Genomic DNA, 16,927 nt, shown 5'->3' on the forward strand with positions numbered 1-16,927 from the left:
TTGTACTTTTATATAGAATTTTCACACCTTCGTACATTCTAAATAATTATATGTTATACGGTTATTAAATCTAAACCCTTATGAGAAAATCTGTCAGAAGTCAGTTGGCATCAAAAATATTATATGAAGAAAGATGGTTTAACAGGTCAGATCAAACTCAATATGAAAGAGATATTTTTGCTGATTTAATGCTGAGATTGAATTTGAAAAACATAGAATTCGAATCTCCATCTCCGCCACAGCCCGATATAATACTCTCTCTTTATAATTCTGATTCAAAAGTACGAAAAATCGGTTGTGAATTAACAGATTTGTATTGGGATAACACTGATCAGGGATCTTTACAAAAACAGAAAATTGCCAAATGGAAAAATTTTTCCACAAAGCTTCAGGATAACTTGCGTGGCTTAAAAAAGGGATATGAATACATATATGGTGTTTTAAGTCTTAAGAATTTTAACGAATGTCTTAAATCAGATAATGACTTAATTGATGAGCTAATAAATATTTTAACTTCTCATAAATTTCCGTTCAAAACTAAAATAGAAGATTTTAAATCATCTTCTTATTTAAAAAAACATTGCAATTCTTTAAGTCTTACTACCTATCCAGAGTCTGATTTGCTATGGTGGGAATCCTCTTTACTTTCGGGAAAATTAGAATATGAACCTAGTGTTTTGAATAAACCAATTATCAAAAAACATAAAAAAGATCATGATTTTAGTGGCTGTGAAGAAAAATGGTTATTGATTTACGCAGGTGGAAATAATTTGGGAAATACAATCACATTTTTTGAAGAAGAACTAAAGAATGTCAAATATTCAAAAAATAAATTTGATAGAATAATTTATTGGGACTGTTTTCTAGAAAACATATTTCAATTATATCCAAAGTTTAAAATCCTAATAAAGACTACTAACAATAATTCTATCATACAGAAAAATAATTTACCTGAAATAATCACTAAAAATATAAATTGAAAATAGCCACATAACCCGTACTTCAACTCGGACAGGTCTATCCATTTTTGCTACTTTTACTTTTTATAGTTAGTCTTTCATTCTTGTAACAAATTAGCACGTTGGCGCCTACTGGTGAAGCTCAATATCATTATCTGGTAAACTTTAATGTATTATTTATGAAAAAAGTTGAAATTAATAAGGCCAATTATTCATGGGAAAATGGAACTATTGTCTTCTACGAGGCGGATAACAAATTTCAACTTTATGATTCCGGCAAATATGGAATAAGTAAATCTAATGAAATTGGATTGTTTAAATTAGAAAAAGTAGCTTCATATCCAAAGCAAGAATGGGTTGTAAAGAAAATGGTTTCTGGAGAGTGGACAAAAACCGATATAACCGGTCATACATACTATTCAAATTCTTGGTTCGAAAGCTCTAAGTGCAAGACCCGTAAAGATGGCCGTGGCCCAATTTATGCTGCTGCTAAAGTTTTATTTTGGGAGCATAGATATAATAAGTAGTTAATAAAATACTCGCTATTTAAAAGCTAAGTTGTCAGACTGATACAAAATAATGTGAAGTCTAACTCAATTTAAAACTATGGAACCATTAGGTGGATTTTCGCAAGAAGAATTTGGCAATCACTTCATTCAGAAGAACCTGAACCTTCAGCTAAGATAATCGTTGATGATGAAGTTGAACATGTTATGACAATAAACACTGAAGGAGGTCAAGTGTCTGTTTCTTGTTCTCTTAATGGGCAATGGAGTGATACTCAAGGTTGACTAAAATTAACGTATAACACACGCATCAACTGGGACGCGGACGTGCCGTTGGTTTCCAAAGTTGCTTGTTTTGAAATTTTAACTGTTTATTAACTCATAATATCCGCGCCCGTTATGCGCTGAGCCGTTATACTGCTTTAACAATGAAAAAATTTGCGAAATACTTTTCTGAACACATTGAAGCGATTGTTGCATTAGGGTTCGTAGTATGGGGGTTCTCGTATATACTAGGTCAAGAAGTTGAACTACAAGATTGGTATTCTTTCGTGTTACCAATCTTGATACTTATGTTCTGTATTTATAAATCATTTTATTACGTATTGTATCTAAAAGAACGGATTGGATTACACTATGTGTCTGAGAAAAATTTTCCAAAAACAGTTTTCGCTACTGTCTTAACTCTTCTCTCGATTTCAGTCTCTTTTGCAGTGGATTATTTATTGATCGATCACTTCGGTGAAAATTCTTTTACAGGGTACACTGGAACCTCAATATTTTCTAAAATTTTTGATTTTGTTTATTTCTCAGTAATGACCCTTACCACATTAGGATATTCTGGAGTTGAGCCTACAAGTTACTGGGCAAAATCAATTGCAGGCATTCAAGTCCTAACTTCTTTCTCAATTGTAGTTTTCCTTTTAGCTAACATGGGCGAGATAAAGCCTTTTAAAGAGGAAATCGACGAAGACTAAATCGATTTTTTGCATGTTTAAATTTCATTTTGAAAATGATCCCTTTAAAAAGTTAAGAGAAGCAGCTCAAAAAATGGCTGCACAATCGATAAATATTAGTAATGCTTTCACACCAATACATGAACAACTGCAGGAAATTCAGAGAAATCTTGCCTCTATTTCATTTGATTTTAATCTTGAGAAATATAATGCTCTATTCGAAGCATTAGCTGAAGAAGCTAAGAATATTCCCGATAGAGTCGATACCATTTACGCCTATTTAGCCAAGCGCGGATGGTTTGTACCATTTCACTTTGCAGATTTTGGTGTCTTTAAAAGATATGAAGCACTCATAAATAATGGTGAGCATGAAGTTATTGAGAATGATGTTCAGCAATACATTAAAGATCACCTTTCAGTTTTTAAGCATCAATGTCAGAAATTTTATCCTGAACGTAATAAAATTATAAGCTCTGCATTTGAAGCCCATGTGGAAGGAAAGTACGAATTAAGTATTCCTGTATTTTTAGCACAAGGAGATGGAATATTTGAAGAGCTTATTGGAACAACTTTTTATTCAAATGATGAAAAAAAGCTAAAGAAAATTAAACGAAATCTATTGGCAAGGCTTGCAGAAAATGGGCATCCAACAAGTACAACTTCCTTAAGTTATTTACTTTTAAAACAACTTGAGGAAGAAAGCCTATTACATGAAAACTTCTCTGAAATTGAAAAGAGAAAAAATCATGATCCAAATTTAAATCCACTTAACAGACATACAATTTTACATGGCCGAGATGTTGATTATGCAAGTGAGGCTAACAGCTTAAGAACAATTGCATTAATTGGTCTACTCTGTAGTTGTAAAGATTCATTCGATATGTAGGTAGCAGTATAACAATGCAAATTAAGCGGACTTGTACACTGTTTGCGCATTAGTTTATTGTTCGTTTGTTGTTAAAATCATAGTAATTAACTAACTCCTAAGTGGTAAGTACAAGCCGCTTATTTGCCAAACCGTTATACATCTTTGACGCGATTATGACATTTTATTGTCATCTAGATGACGTATCAAATCAGCTGATAAATCATGATATTTACATAAAGTTATAACCAAATAAATAAAAGAGATCATGCAACTGGATAATGCCAAACTAAAACAGCTTAGAGAATCAAATGCCTGGAGTCAGTCCCACCTTGCTGAAGTAAGTGGAGTTAGTATGAGAACCATTCAAAGAATTGAAAAAACAGGGGCTGTATCACCAGAATCAGCTAAATGTATTTGTGCTGCTTTTGATATTCAATTTGATGAGCTTTCCGTAAATGATAATTATCAGAAATCAGAGCCTTCACTTGCAGATTTACTGAAATTTAAAGTCATGGATATAGATAAAAAAGCAGCTCTTGTATCATTTATAGTTGCGTTCATTATAGCTTATGGTATTGCAATTTCTATGGGTGTTGAGATATAGGTGTATAATATCTTTAAAAAGGACATTGTCAAGAGCACATAGTTTTCCCACTGTAGATAGTACGTTCTTGTGATATCCATCAAAGGTCGTGTATTTGTTCCACCACTAATGGCATGGTCGGTTAGGCGGCTCAATAAATCGATTCTTCTTTAGTTGTATTGTAAGTACATTGTAATTATCTTCGTGTAGATATTTACAAATAATCAAAGCTATGAAAACCAAGATAATTCGTATCGGTAATTCCCAGGGAGTTCGAATTCCCAAACCCCTGATCGAAGAAAGTGGGATTACTAAAGAAATTGAAATGATTCTCAGAGACAATGAAATTATTCTTCGGCCTGCTGATATGACTCGAAAGGATTGGGAAGCGTCTTTCCAAAAAATGGCGGAACAAGGTGATGATGTTTTATTAGATCAAAAAGAGATTGAAAAACCTTCAGACTGGGATGAAACTGAGTGGACATGGTAAAAGTAAAGCCAGTTAAAAGGTTTGAAGTTCATCTGATTTCACTTGATCCCACCAAAGGATCTGAAATTAAAAAAACTCGTCCCTGTTTGATTATATCTCCTGATGAAATGAACAAGCATATCAGAACAGTGATCATTGCTCCAATGACATCTACCATTAAAAATTACCCAACGCGAGTCACTACTACATTTCAAGGCAAGAAAGGACAAATTGTATTAGATCAGATTCGAACAGTCGATAAAACCAGATTGATTAAAAGCCTTGGGACAATTAGTTCTTCGGCCGAAGAAAAAGTATTGAGTACATTACAAGAGATGTTTGCCCCATAAATTCCCCACCTAACAAGGCTTTTTAAATCGGCCAAGGACGGAATTCGATGGAGCTTGATTGCCAGAAATTAATTTCGCTACTTCAACCAAATCATAATCCCTGCGCCGGTTATGCGGCAGGTCGTTACACCCCAATTTTAAATCTTGCCAACTCTAAACCAAATGAGGTAGTCATGCGAAATCCATTCTTACACGGTGTTGGGGGAGTACTAAGCGCAGATATTGCAGTACCGGAGCATGAGCGGGAACTCCGTTTCTACTCCAAGGTTTTAACGATGGGTGCGACTCCGCTGTGGCAAGACGATTTAACCAACAACCAGGGTACACCGGTGATAGGATTGGGAGCTCGTTCACCTGAGTATGAAGCCCTGCCACTGCAATGGATGCCGCACATACAGGTTTCCGATGTAGCTGCAAGTGTGGATCGTACGCTCGAACTCGGAGGGCAGGAGCTGATTCATGCCAAAGGCGATGACGGGCAGAGTCAGTGGGCCGTCTTGGTTGACCCCGCTGGTGCTGCATTCGGGGTAATCCCAGCTGCTGACGAAGATACGGACAGTACAAGTCATTCCGACCGTATCGGTTGCATAGCCTGGCTTTCACTTGTGGTCTCAGACGTTTCGTCGATATGTGAATTCTACGAGCAGGTCGTTGGTTGGTCAGCGGCCCCGGCCGACAAAGAAGGTGGATTTGAAATGCGGCGGCCGGATGGTATTGCCGCGGCAGAAATCTGTCCTAAGAATGACGACAACGGGAGCATTCCTTCCGTCTGGATACTTAGTTTGCCGGTCGGTGACTTCGACGAGAGCCTTCGTCATGTTCGTGAGGGCGGCGGTGAGATCGTAAAGGAAGAGACTGAGGCCGGACACGCCGTAATCAGGGATCCCGTTGGTGTATATATAGCCTTGCAGGACGGGAATTGATGTAGCCCATCTTTGCTTTTGTAAATCATTCCTGAATTAATTAAGATTCGGAATAATCCCTTCTAACATGCTTTTCTAAAGGGAAACTAAAAATATAATGGGGATAAATATGCATCTCAATAAAACTACCGGTGTTTTAATCACCACTCTTTTCCTGTTAATGCCGGGTTCATATTTCGTACAGGCCCAGAATTCGATTAACTCAATTGAAAATGAAAGTGTAGCAGCTGTCATTCAGAATGCATTTGATAAGAATGCTGAAATGGCTGAAAAACTTATAGAAGTATATCACGCTACTAAACGTTTTCAGGATGTGGAAGTAGCGCTGAAAGAAGGATATGTAAGAGATCCGTTTAATATTTGTGACACAGGCCCGATGATGGGATGGCCTGAATTTACCGGAGCAATGGGGGTTCACTACGTTCGACCTGATTTACTGGGGCTTGTGCCCGGAACCGAACGTGTCGATGGAAATGGCCTGCATACGGACTTCAACAATCCGGCTATTTTGATTTATGAACCTATGGAGAACGGCTCTATGAAGTTAGTAGCCATTGAGAACCTGGTTTTCCAAAAAGGATGGCATGATGCGGGTAATGAAGCACGTCCCGACTTTATGGGTATCGACTATTTTGCAATGGTCGACAATCCCGAAACTGAACCCGATGAAGCCCATAAATTTGAACCCCATTATGACCTCCATATGTGGTTGTACAAAGAAAATGAGCACGGTCTCTTTATGCCGTTTAATCCATCGGTAAGTTGTGAATATCATGTTGAAGATTAATAGTAGTGGCGGAGGTGGTTAAACCTTTTCGAGGTTCCTGCGTAGGCAGCCGTTTCTATCATCACAAAAGAAAGACATGAATAAAGCATTAGTATTAGGCGCCAGCGGTGCCACCGGTCGTTTATTGGTGAAATTGTTGCTGAACAAAGGGGTACAGGTAATCGCTTTAGTCCGGAAAGAGGGATCTCTCGCTAACATCATAGATTCCAATGGGCGATTAGATATTGTGGAAGCGGAAATATCAACCATGCAGGATCAGGAGTTAGCGCAATTACTTGCCGGATGCACTTCTGTATTTTCGTGCCTTGGCCATAATGTAAGCTTCAAGGGCATATATGGGCATCCCAGGCGGTTAGTGACCGATGCGGTTGCTAAAGTGGCCAGGGCTATGGAGCTGGTTCAGTCAGATCACCCAATCAAAATGGTTTTGATGAATACCACCGGCAACAGCAATCGGGATATACCGGAAAAGCCACCGTTTTCTCAAAGATTGGTTGTTGCCTTATTGCGGCTCATTCTGCCACCTCATGTGGATAATGAGCAGGCAGCAGATTTCCTTCGAGTCCAGGTTGGTCAGGATCACCATAAGCTGGAGTGGGTGGCTGTGCGACCCGATGGCCTGATTGATGAGGAGCAAGTCAGTGACTATGAAATTCATACTTCCCCGATCAGAAATCCCATTTTTGATGCAGGACAAACCAGCCGAATCAATGTAGCCAATTTCATGTCGGAGTTAAGCCTTGATACAGACTTATGGAATACCTGGAAAGGGCAGATGCCGGTTATTTATAATCGCACGCAGGTGTAGTATGATATGAATTGCGATTGATCGATGGACCGAATGATCGATTTGCGATCTGTATGACTGGAAGCTTGAGCTTTGGGACTTGGAAGGAGATTTTATACAAGTAAATAGTAGTAATCGTCTCAAAAAGCCAATCCTGAACATCCTTAAATACCATAAATCAAGGTTCACAACCGCATGCATGAATAGGATAATATAGTCTAATTACCGCCCATTTTCCCATTCATATGATCCATTACCTGGCCAAAAAATAAGCCCCGGCAATTATCCGGGGCTTTTACCTTTTTAGAATTAGGATTGTACTTAGCTCATAGGTACAGTACCCGGAGCAATTTGACTTCGGAAAATGGCTTTTCCATTTGGAGTGGTTACAAGGGTCCCTGGTTTTGAAAAGTAGATCACACCCTCTATTAGAACAGGAACAACATAGGTTCTTACAGCCGTAGCTTTTTTGTTATTACCACCCAGGCAAGAAGTATCAACCCCGGTAAATTTTACAGCTACGACTCCGCCTCCATTACTGGCGATCGTTATATGAGTGTCGAACGTAACATAAGTGACCCCATTACAGGTAAATTGATACCCATTTACATCATGCAATACCAGAGCTTGTGCAATCACATTACCAGATATGCTATGCAGGAAAATGATACAACCTGCGATGATTGCCAGCTTTTTTAGATTAGCTTTCATGTTTTGTGGATTTAGTTATTGTTATCCTAAACATCTCACAATTGCTTTATCTTTTTAAAACAATAGACTGCTATAAACCCACTTTAGTCAAATTAAGGTTTAATGTCTATGCCGGTACCCAATTTTAATATTTACCGGTATCTGAGAGTCAAAACAAGGCCAACCGCACGCAGGTGTAGTGTGATATGAATTGCGATAGATCGATGGACCGAATGATCGATTTGCGATCTGTATGACTGGAAGCTGGAGCTTGGTGACTATGAGTAGGTAAGGGGATAAGAATAAAATCCTGCTCATCCAACAAATAGTAGTAATCGTCTCAAAAAGCCAATCCTGAACATCCTTAAATCCCATAAATCAAGGTTCACAACCGAATGCATGAACAGGATAATAAAGTCTAACTACCGCCCATTTTCCCATTCATATGATCCAATACCTGACCATCTTTAGTGTAGTACTCTCTCATTAAATCAGCAGTAAGGCAGGAATGAATAGGGAAGATTTGAATGGTTTCACCGACTTTGAGTTTACTAAATACATCGGGGCTACATTGAATGATGCCGTGTTCCTGAGAAAGGCTTTTCACGTAGGTTTCTTCCGATAAATATTTAAGCATGGGTTCACCATAACTCAGGTAATCATCAACCTGAACTGAGTCTTTAGAGAAATGCACGGCTCCGCCATGAATAAGCACCTGATTTCGGTCGCTGAACGTTTCAATAACGGGGCACTGCATATACACCGCAATTTCATTGGGAGAGCAGGAGCCTATCTGAACCTGCATCCAATCGTAAAACACAAAGTTACCGGGACTTATCTGGGTGGCCGGACCAAAATCATCGAGCACGCTGCAGGAGGGGGTATCTCCAAAGCAAATGGGAAGATCGGGGAAATGCTCCCTGAGCGCCTCCAGTTTCTGAAGGGCTTCCCTGCTTATTTTCTCAACTTCATCTTTAGAGCATGCCTTGTAGGTATGCCCGGCATGACAATAGAACCCCGCCGGGTAGCAATGATCAGAACCTTCGATAGCATTAAGCAGTGACTTAATCCTTTCCAATTCTGAAACCGGGACACCGCTTCGTCCATAATCCGGATCAATTTCAATATAGAGCCCGAGTTCATTATCCAGTTTATTGTCGAGTTTTTGAACTACTTCCTCAGAAATAACAAGTGTCTTTACTGAAGCCGTCTTGCTGATATTATTATAGTAATCATGAGCTAAGACATTGGCAGGGAATGCAATAGTGATATCACCCCATCCATCATTCAGAAAGTATTCAGCCATTTTGATCGAGGAAACCGTGATTCCACTTACCCCATATTCCCGAAATATTTTTCCGATAGCTTTGGATTGATGCGTCTTAAAATGAGGACGAAATTCGACTCCGGCTTTTTCAGCTTTTGAAGCCATGCGGGCAATATTCGACCGAACGATATCGAGGTCAACGTAGAGAGTAGGAAAAGGCTGCATCAGTGATATGCTAATTTTTTGAGTTGAGTCTTTTTTGGAGGATAGTTTTTCTTTCCGACTCACTCAAACCATCCTCAAAATCAAAAAGAGCCTGTTCCCAGGAACCATAAACAGGGTTTGGGAGGATAAACCAGCGTCGGCCAAACCAATCGCTGTTTTCCTGTACCAGGCCGGCTCGCTTTTTCTGTGTAATACCTTTTGCAGGGAGGAAATCATTTAAATCATCTCCTATAACCATTACCACACGGTAATTTTCTTCTACTTGCTGGCGGCGTTCGGTTTTAGAGGAGTTCCAGCCGGGTTCCTCACCGTTTGTCATGATGTTATCTATGGAATTAGAAACGGGGAATCCTTCTTCAATCAGGTTTTTGCGCGTTGCTTCTTCTACTTCATAATCACGGTTGGTGATATAGAAAATGGTTACGCCACGGTCGGCTGCATAATTGGCAAATTCCACCGCTCCGGGCACGGCCTCGGCTTTGGCTTCCTTACACCAGGCGTTCCAGTCTTCGATGTTGAAATCTTTTTCCTGCTTTATCATCCGCGCCTGAAATGGGGAGTTGTCGAGTACTGTTTCATCCACATCCATGATTATAGCGGGAGGCAGCGACATAAAATTGTCGTCCTCTTCCTGATTCAAAGAAGCCGTCCAGAATGAATCTTCAAGTGGAAGGGGAAGGGTTCGCATGGCCGTGGCGTACGTCTGCATAGCAATGGCATCATACTCAGCTGCATTTTGAACCCACAATGTGGCTTGAGTGGTGGGATCATCATTAATCGTACTTTGTTGAACGGTACTGCAGGAAGCAAGGAAAAAGGCAGAAAGGATCAGTGCGTGTTTCAGGTAGTGCATAAAGGATGTTTCTTTGAACTTTTTGCCAAAGATAGGAAATCGAAACCAGAGCTAAACAATTTTAAATGGAAATGTGATAAGGGGAATAAAACCTGTATTTTTGGGGATCCTATGAACACATCCAACCAACAAATTATTGGCCGTATTGAACTGGTGAATTTACCGGAGTGGAATTTTACCGATTTGGAAGCCAAAATTGATACAGGTGCTTTCACATCGAGTCTGCACTGTCATCATTTGGAGCCTTTTGAAAAAGAGGGGGAGTCCTGGATTCGATTTTATATGCTGGATCCGGACCATGAGGCCTATAACGAGCAGATGCTGGAAATGCCGGTCTTTGATAAGCGGGAAGTTAAAAGTTCGAACGGGGATATCGAACTCCGGTATTTCATCCGAACCCAGATTGAGTTTTTTAGCTCTCTTTATACCATCGAATTTTCGCTCACCGATCGTTCAGCTATGAAATACCCATTATTAATCGGTAGAAAATTTTTGAGAAAAGGCCCCTTTATGGTAGATGTTACAAGTAAAAATCTTTCAAAGAATATAAAGACCGAGGAGTCTTAAATAATGAAATTAGGAATTCTTTCCAGAAACAAATCTCTTTATTCAACCTCACGATTGGTTGAGGCTGCCGAGGAAAAAGGGCACGATGTAGAGGTGATTGACCACCTGAAGTGCGATATTGTTATAGAACAGGACAATCCCAAGATTTATTTCAGAGGCGAAAGAATTGATTATCTGGATGCCATCATTCCTCGAATTGGTGCATCGGTTACTTTTTACGGAGCAGCGGTGGTTCGCCAGTTTGAAATGATGGAAGTCTTCAGCGCGGTACATTCACAGGCGCTGGTTCGATCAAGAGATAAGCTGCGAAGCCTGCAGCTGTTGGCGAGTTCAGGGGTAGGGCTTCCGAAAACCGTATTTACCAATTACTCCAAAGAGGTGAAAAAACTTATTGAGTCGGTAGGCGGTGCGCCTCTTATCGTGAAGTTACTGGAAGGCACACAGGGACACGGTGTGGTTCTGGGGCCGACCAAAAAAGCCGCCGAATCTATTATTGAAGCTTTTCATGCGATGAAAGCCCGTGTGATTGTTCAGGAATTTATTTCGGAATCAAAGGGCGCTGATATCCGGGCATTTGTGGTAGATGGCAAAGTAGTTGGCGCCATGAAACGACAGGGTAAAGAGGGGGAATTCCGGTCCAACCTTCACCAGGGTGGAAGCGGATCCCTAATTAAGCTCTCTAAAATTGAAAAAGATGCAGCCCTTACTGCCGCAAGAGCGATGGACCTTCAAATTGCCGGAGTTGATATGCTGCAATCGGACCGCGGACCTTTGATTTTGGAAGTGAATTCATCCCCGGGATTAGAAGGCATCGAAAAAACCACCAAGAAAGATATTGCGGCAACCATCATCAGCTATATTGAGAAGGCCGTTGAAGAGCGTAAGAAGAACCCGGCCCGCAAGAAAAAAGCGAAGAAGCATGCCTGAGTTTATTACCATCAATAAGCAGAGAATCGGGCTTGGGGAACAAAAGATTGTGAATCTAAACATCGCCCGGCTGCCAACTTACACCAGCATCGATTTACCCGTGTTGGTTTATCGCGCGCCCAAAGACGGACCGGTTTTGTTACTTACCGGGGGTCTTCACGGTGACGAAGTAAACGGGGTTGAAATTGTTCGGCGCATGATTGAACGCGAGATCGTTATTCCCGAAAAAGGAACGGTTATCGCCATCCCGATTGTGAACATTTATGGCTTTATTCAGAATTCTCGTGGCTTGCCGGACGGGAAAGATATCAATAGAAGTTTTCCCGGAGCAAAAGGCGGTTCACTGGCTAAATTACTGGCTCATACCTTAATGAAAGAAATTATTCCGGAAGTGGACTGCGGCATTGATTTCCATACCGGAGGTGCTGCGAGGGCCAATTATCCTCAAATACGCTGTTCATTCAAAATAAAAAGAGCCAAAGAGCTGGCCACAGCGATGGGTGCTCCGGTTATGATGCATTCCTCGCTGATCTCCAAATCATTCCGGAGTGCGGCTCATAAAAAAGGGAAAGAAATTCTGGTTTATGAAACCGGGGAATCGCTTCGCTACGACGAAACCGGTATTGAAGAAGGCATTGAGGGCACTCAAAGACTCATGAAATATCTGGGTATGATTACGAGTGCTCCGGAGCCAAATAAAACGAAAGTATTTAACAATTCTACATGGATACGAACCAAAAATGCCGGGTTGTTTATCACCAAAGCTGAACTTGGGGAAGAGTTCAACAAACGACAAGTCCTGGGATCAATTAAAGATCCGTACGGGGAATTGAACTCCCGCGTTGTGGCACCTCATGACGGCATGGTAATCGGTCTAAATAACTGTCCTGTAGTAAATAAGGGTGATGCCCTCATTCATTTTGCATATAACAAATAACGAACAAATACTGTGGAAATAGATTTATTATTTACCGCCATTAAGCCTTCCGATTGGAAGAATGTATCCGATAACGGCAGCTTTAGTCCCGATTCCATTGAAGAAGCCGGGTACGTGAGATCTTTTACCGGAGAACATGCCGAAAAAGTAATCAATCACTACTTTGAAGGAGAAGAGAAACTACTGTTGATCGTATTGGATCCGCTTCGAATACAGACGCCCATTAAGCACATCGAAGAAGACGGGTTCAGCTTTACAGCTATACAGGGAGCGGTTTCTATTGATGCCATTATTGACAAAATAAAGCTGAGTTCTGATAAAAAAGGAAAGTTCTCGCTTAACGTTAAACACTTCGATTGAGCAACGATCCGTCATATTGCTTCATCATTAATTGTGCATCCAATGCTTTTCGGGCTGAGGCTTTTTTCAGAAGCAAAGAAGCGGAGCTTGAGGATAAATTTCCCGGGACTTCTTTCATTTACGTAAGGAAAGATGATTCCATTGCTGAAATTGCCCGGCAAAAGTCCGCGGAACATTCCCATGTCATTGCTTGCGGTGGAGATGGTACCGTTAACCGGGTGGCTAACGGTCTGATTGGTCGTGACAGTAAACTTGGGGTAATACCAATTGGTAGTGGAAATGATTTTGCTCAAAGTATTGGCCTGAGTAAAGATTTCGATAAAAATATTCAGGTATTGATACAGCAGGAAACTAAACAGGTGGATGCAATCAAGAGTGAGTGGGGATATTTCATCAACACCACCGGAATTGGCGTTGATGGGCTAACCAACTACTATGCTTCAAAATCCGGCTTTAAGAGTGGTTTTTTACGTTACTTTTTGGGTGGACTGAAGGCTTTATCAATGTCTGAGCCCTTTAAAGCCAAAATTTCAATTTCTGGTCTTAATGATGCCATCGAACAACAGGTATGGATGGTGGCCGTAGCCAATGGGAAATCTGAAGGAGGGAAGTATCAAATTTCTCCGTCTTCTATAAATTCTGACGGAAAAGTTGAACTTATTGTGGTGAAGGCGGTTTCCAGAATGCGATTAATTTTGGAGTTCCTGAAACTTTCCTTCGGTTTTTCCTTCAACAAAAAGATAGTGGATGAATATTTATTTGCGGATACCGTAACCATAAGCACAGATCGTGTGCTTAAGTCTCATGCAGATGGTGAACAAGTACCGAAAACCGATCACTTCGTGTTCGAAGTTTTACCGGGTGCGTTAGAAGTGATAGTTGCTTCATAAAAATTCAGAAAAGCGCTTCATTAAATCTTCACTATTCCTGGGTACTCTTAGGTAACTTCTAAACAAAAGGAGGATAACACTATGAGAGGTCCGGTTAAAATAATCGATCGCAAAAATGATCTGAAACAAGGCTATTTACTCCGTCTGGAAATTGGCTTCATACTTTCACTGCTGATTTTTATATCTGCTTCCAAGCTCACCATCAAACCTTCTGAGAAAGGTGATCAAATTGTAGTGGACAGACAGGAAGAAGTTTTTGTTGAAGAGATCGTTCAAACAAAACAAGAAGTTAAGGCACCGCCGCCACCACGCCCAATGATTCCCGTCGAAGTTCCCAATGATGAAATCATAGAAGATGAACTCATTGATCTTGATGCGGAACTGGATATGGATGCGGCCATCATGGAATTACCACCGCCACCGCCAAGAATGATTGAACAAGAGGAAGAAGAGGAAATCTTCGTGGTAGTAGAGCAGATGCCGGAACTGATCGGAGGACTTGCCGCAGTTCAAAAGCATATAACCTATCCTGAAATGGCCCTTAAGGCCGGTATAGAAGGACGGGTTGTAGTTCAATTCCTTATCGACAAAGAGGGCAATGTGCTTGATCCGATTGTGGTGCGCGGAATTGGAGGTGGCTGCGATGAAGAAGCTTTGAAAGCAGTGCAGAAAGTAAAATTCAAACCAGGTAAACAACGCGGACAACCAGTTATAGTACGCTACAGCTTACCGGTTGCTTTCAGACTTCAGGAAACAAACAGCTGATATTCCATCAAAACGAGTAACTAAGATTGTAAGTGGGTAAAAGGAGTCTTGGGCAGAAATGTTCAGGACTCTTTTTCTGCGAGTCGGTTGATAGTACTTTTTAGTTCGTCAAAACTAACGGGCTTGATCAGGTAATCAATGAAATCGGTGGTTTTAGCTCTCTCACGATTCAGAGGATCAGAGTTCCCGGTGATATAAATAACAGGTACGTCGTTTGCTTTTTCACGAAGGGCAGTCATTGCATCAATTCCATCAACATCATCCTCAAGCATAATGTCCATTAAAACCAGATCGGGATTGAGAGCATCGATCTTTTCAATAGCTTCGTGACCTTTGGTAATTATTTCTATAACCTCATAGTTCAGCCGCTCGATCATTTTTGAAAGAAGCAGTGAAAGAACTTTATCGTCTTCAACAATAATAATTTTCATACCGCGAAAGATAGTTGATTTATATTAACTCAGCCAGCGTTGTTAACAACAAAGTAAGAAGATTTTATAAGGGCATCGTAATTATAATATCGTAATAATATAGAATGTGTCGTATAATTTATATTATGTAAAGTAAGGTTGATTCACTAATATAGTCTTCTTCCCTCATACACAAAATTGTCTTCTAAGAATTCAGATAGAATTGAATAGAATGCGATTAGTTTAGTCCGGCCAGTACTTCCTGAACTTTGGAGAGGTTCGGTATTTTGCCTGAGTCTTCCAGTATTTCCTGGTGCACTACTCTTCCCTCTTTATCTATTACAAATACCGACCGCTTGGATACGCCTTTCATTCCGAAGTAATCATCATACAAAGAGTCGTACTTTGCACTTACTTCTTTATTGAAGTCGCTTAGAAGCGAAAAATTCAAATTGTTTGCTTCTTTGAAAGCCTTTAGAGTAAAAAAACTGTCAATGCTTATGGCCAGTACTTCCGCATCCAAAGAATTGTAGATTTTAAGATTATCTCTTGTTGAACAGAGTTCTTTGGTGCAAACCCCGCTAAAAGCTAACGGGAAAAAAAGCAGAACTACGTTTTTCTCTCCTTTAAAATCAGATAGAGATACGTCTTCGTTGCTTGTGTTTTTCAGGGTAAAATCCGGGGCTGTTTTCATGCACTTATATAGTTACTGGTTATTGAAATCTTCGCTCTTGATAAATCGATAAGTCATGAAAAGAATTCCCACTGAAAGTAAGATTTCGGTAATCCAGATCAATTCAGGAGCCGTTCTGTTAAATACGAGCCAATATCCAAGGTATGCTATTCCAATACAGCTCAACCCGATAATGTAGTACCTTCTGCGGCGTTTACGTGCCTGATTTATGGTAAAAACAAGAACGGTTACCGTTAGCGCCCCGCCCTGGTAAATGGCATTAATGAGGTCTTTTATAACCGTAAAATCGATGATGAGCGGAAAGAAAAGGAAACTCACAAAGGGTAACGCAGTCAGGTACATCGGAAAGCGGGCAAATATGGGCTTAGACTCCCTGATGAGCACCAGCAGTCCGCTTATATAAAAGGTAACTGCTACCAATTTCCCCCATTGAAAAAGGTTAATTGGTGCTTCAACTTGGAATAGATCAAGCAGATACGGAATGGATATGAATAAAGCAGCCAGGCTAAAATAAAGGTCCAGCATGGTTCTGCGCTGAATAAATCGCTTCAACAACAGGAAGCTAACTGTTCCGAAGGAAAACGAGACAACTAAATCAATCCATTTAGCCGGTTCCATCAGCTTTCGGGATTTCTGCTTTCCAGCTCACGCTGCATCTGCTTACTGTTTTGATAGGTAAGTACGAGGTCCGCTATTTCTTTCAGTGTAGCCCGTTCTTTGCGCACCATTTGATTGGTAAACTCATACAAAGAAATGGTTTGCCTGCCTTTGGTAATCTCTCTCTCCCAATCAATTAGGTTGATGTTCTTGATGAGGTTTAAGATGGCAACCCGGTGCTTCGAAATCTTATAAAGCAGTTTCTGAATATCTTTAGCCAGCTCCTCATCTTTCTCAAAAGTCTCTTCCGGGTCGGTGTAAGCATTCAGGTTAATGGGCCTTACGCTTTTAAATGCATCCTCAATCACTTCCCGATAATAATTTTGCTGAGCGTGATCCAGGAACATCAGAATCTCGGCGATGGAACGTCTTCCGGGGGAAGTTTCATCATAAGGAACAGAATCAATTACATATTTGAGTGCTTCGGCCTCATGTTCAAGGTAAGCTACATCATCAATAAGGGAATCAATCTGGCTCTGTTTTATATCCATCTTGTA

The 16,927-nt window shown here is 40.5% G+C and carries 23 protein-coding genes; 16 read left to right on the forward strand and 7 right to left on the reverse strand.

What is annotated here, in order from left to right; translation table 11 throughout:
* Positions 1-80: 80 nt before the first annotated feature.
* From NM125_RS14160 to NM125_RS14205, 10 genes are all read left to right on the forward strand, one after another.
* Entirely contained in the window at positions 81-980 is a 900-nt protein-coding gene (locus NM125_RS14160) for a hypothetical protein (RefSeq protein ID WP_255135623.1), read from the forward strand.
* A 158-nt stretch (positions 981-1,138) separates the two neighbouring features.
* Positions 1,139-1,486: a hypothetical protein gene (locus NM125_RS14165; RefSeq protein ID WP_255135624.1), complete on the forward strand. Its 348-nt coding sequence runs from the start codon at positions 1,139-1,141 to the stop codon at positions 1,484-1,486.
* 407 nt (positions 1,487-1,893) lie between these two features.
* A complete protein-coding gene (locus tag NM125_RS14170) occupies positions 1,894-2,442 on the forward strand; it encodes an ion channel (protein WP_255135625.1) in 549 nt (182 codons plus the stop codon).
* 13 nt (positions 2,443-2,455) lie between these two features.
* Positions 2,456-3,307: a hypothetical protein gene (locus tag NM125_RS14175; RefSeq protein ID WP_255135626.1), complete on the forward strand. Its 852-nt coding sequence runs from the start codon at positions 2,456-2,458 to the stop codon at positions 3,305-3,307.
* Positions 3,308-3,554: 247 nt separating this feature from the next.
* Positions 3,555-3,893 (forward strand): helix-turn-helix domain-containing protein, encoded by a 339-nt coding sequence (locus tag NM125_RS14180; protein ID WP_255135627.1) that lies wholly within the window; start codon positions 3,555-3,557, stop codon positions 3,891-3,893.
* Positions 3,894-4,104: 211 nt separating this feature from the next.
* Positions 4,105-4,362, forward strand: coding sequence for an AbrB/MazE/SpoVT family DNA-binding domain-containing protein (locus NM125_RS14185; protein WP_255135628.1), 258 nt, complete (start codon positions 4,105-4,107; stop codon positions 4,360-4,362).
* A complete protein-coding gene (locus NM125_RS14190; protein WP_255135629.1) occupies positions 4,356-4,691 on the forward strand; it encodes a type II toxin-antitoxin system PemK/MazF family toxin in 336 nt (111 codons plus the stop codon). Before NM125_RS14185 ends, NM125_RS14190 begins: the two co-directional genes overlap by 7 nt.
* Positions 4,692-4,864: 173 nt before the next feature.
* Complete coding sequence (locus NM125_RS14195; RefSeq protein WP_255135630.1) at positions 4,865-5,614, forward strand: VOC family protein; 750 nt, start codon at positions 4,865-4,867, stop codon at positions 5,612-5,614.
* Between the two features lie 109 nt (positions 5,615-5,723).
* On the forward strand, positions 5,724-6,401 hold the full coding sequence (locus tag NM125_RS14200) for a hypothetical protein (protein ID WP_255135631.1): 678 nt from the start codon (positions 5,724-5,726) through the stop codon (positions 6,399-6,401).
* Positions 6,402-6,477: 76 nt separating this feature from the next.
* Positions 6,478-7,209 carry an SDR family oxidoreductase gene (locus tag NM125_RS14205; RefSeq protein ID WP_255135632.1) on the forward strand — a complete coding sequence of 244 codons (732 nt, stop codon included), beginning with the start codon at positions 6,478-6,480 and terminating at the stop codon, positions 7,207-7,209.
* A 300-nt stretch (positions 7,210-7,509) separates the two neighbouring features.
* Here NM125_RS14205 and NM125_RS14210 read toward each other — a convergent pair whose 3' ends face one another.
* From NM125_RS14210 to NM125_RS14220, 3 genes are all read right to left on the reverse strand, one after another.
* Positions 7,510-7,899, reverse strand: coding sequence for a hypothetical protein (locus NM125_RS14210; protein WP_255135633.1), 390 nt, complete (start codon positions 7,897-7,899; stop codon positions 7,510-7,512).
* A gap of 397 nt (positions 7,900-8,296) precedes the next feature.
* Entirely contained in the window at positions 8,297-9,370 is a 1,074-nt protein-coding gene (locus NM125_RS14215; protein ID WP_255135634.1) for an alanine racemase, read from the reverse strand.
* A gap of 10 nt (positions 9,371-9,380) precedes the next feature.
* Complete coding sequence (locus tag NM125_RS14220) at positions 9,381-10,223, reverse strand: 5'-nucleotidase, lipoprotein e(P4) family (protein ID WP_255135635.1); 843 nt, start codon at positions 10,221-10,223, stop codon at positions 9,381-9,383.
* Between the two features lie 111 nt (positions 10,224-10,334).
* Here NM125_RS14220 and NM125_RS14225 point away from each other — a divergent pair, with 111 nt between their 5' ends.
* The 6 genes from NM125_RS14225 to NM125_RS14250 all read left to right on the forward strand — a co-directional run bounded on the left by NM125_RS14225 (position 10,335) and on the right by NM125_RS14250 (position 14,669).
* Positions 10,335-10,790 carry an ATP-dependent zinc protease family protein gene (locus tag NM125_RS14225; RefSeq protein ID WP_255135636.1) on the forward strand — a complete coding sequence of 152 codons (456 nt, stop codon included), beginning with the start codon at positions 10,335-10,337 and terminating at the stop codon, positions 10,788-10,790.
* Positions 10,791-10,793: 3 nt separating this feature from the next.
* Complete coding sequence (gene rimK, locus NM125_RS14230; protein WP_255135637.1) at positions 10,794-11,717, forward strand: 30S ribosomal protein S6--L-glutamate ligase; 924 nt, start codon at positions 10,794-10,796, stop codon at positions 11,715-11,717.
* Positions 11,710-12,654 (forward strand): succinylglutamate desuccinylase/aspartoacylase family protein, encoded by a 945-nt coding sequence (locus tag NM125_RS14235; protein ID WP_255135638.1) that lies wholly within the window; start codon positions 11,710-11,712, stop codon positions 12,652-12,654. The genes rimK and NM125_RS14235 overlap by 8 nt, the downstream gene beginning before the upstream one ends.
* Positions 12,655-12,666: 12 nt before the next feature.
* On the forward strand, positions 12,667-13,014 hold the full coding sequence (locus NM125_RS14240) for a DUF952 domain-containing protein (protein ID WP_255135639.1): 348 nt from the start codon (positions 12,667-12,669) through the stop codon (positions 13,012-13,014).
* On the forward strand, positions 13,011-13,904 hold the full coding sequence (locus NM125_RS14245) for a diacylglycerol/lipid kinase family protein (protein ID WP_255135640.1): 894 nt from the start codon (positions 13,011-13,013) through the stop codon (positions 13,902-13,904). Before NM125_RS14240 ends, NM125_RS14245 begins: the two co-directional genes overlap by 4 nt.
* A gap of 81 nt (positions 13,905-13,985) precedes the next feature.
* A complete protein-coding gene (locus NM125_RS14250; protein WP_255135641.1) occupies positions 13,986-14,669 on the forward strand; it encodes an energy transducer TonB in 684 nt (227 codons plus the stop codon).
* 62 nt (positions 14,670-14,731) lie between these two features.
* Here NM125_RS14250 and NM125_RS14255 read toward each other — a convergent pair whose 3' ends face one another.
* From NM125_RS14255 to NM125_RS14270, 4 genes are all read right to left on the reverse strand, one after another.
* Complete coding sequence (locus NM125_RS14255) at positions 14,732-15,100, reverse strand: response regulator (protein WP_255135642.1); 369 nt, start codon at positions 15,098-15,100, stop codon at positions 14,732-14,734.
* Positions 15,101-15,317: 217 nt separating this feature from the next.
* Positions 15,318-15,773, reverse strand: coding sequence for a redoxin domain-containing protein (locus tag NM125_RS14260; protein ID WP_255135643.1), 456 nt, complete (start codon positions 15,771-15,773; stop codon positions 15,318-15,320).
* A 12-nt stretch (positions 15,774-15,785) separates the two neighbouring features.
* Positions 15,786-16,391, reverse strand: coding sequence for a hypothetical protein (locus NM125_RS14265; RefSeq protein ID WP_255135644.1), 606 nt, complete (start codon positions 16,389-16,391; stop codon positions 15,786-15,788).
* Positions 16,391-16,921, reverse strand: a complete 531-nt coding sequence (locus tag NM125_RS14270) for a hypothetical protein (RefSeq protein WP_255135645.1) — start codon at positions 16,919-16,921, stop codon at positions 16,391-16,393. The genes NM125_RS14265 and NM125_RS14270 overlap by 1 nt, the downstream gene beginning before the upstream one ends.
* Between the last annotated feature and the right edge of the window lie 6 nt (positions 16,922-16,927).

The sequence above is a fragment of the Gracilimonas sediminicola genome (assembly GCF_024320785.1).
Taxonomy (GTDB): Bacteria; Bacteroidota; Rhodothermia; order Balneolales; family Balneolaceae; genus Gracilimonas; species Gracilimonas sediminicola.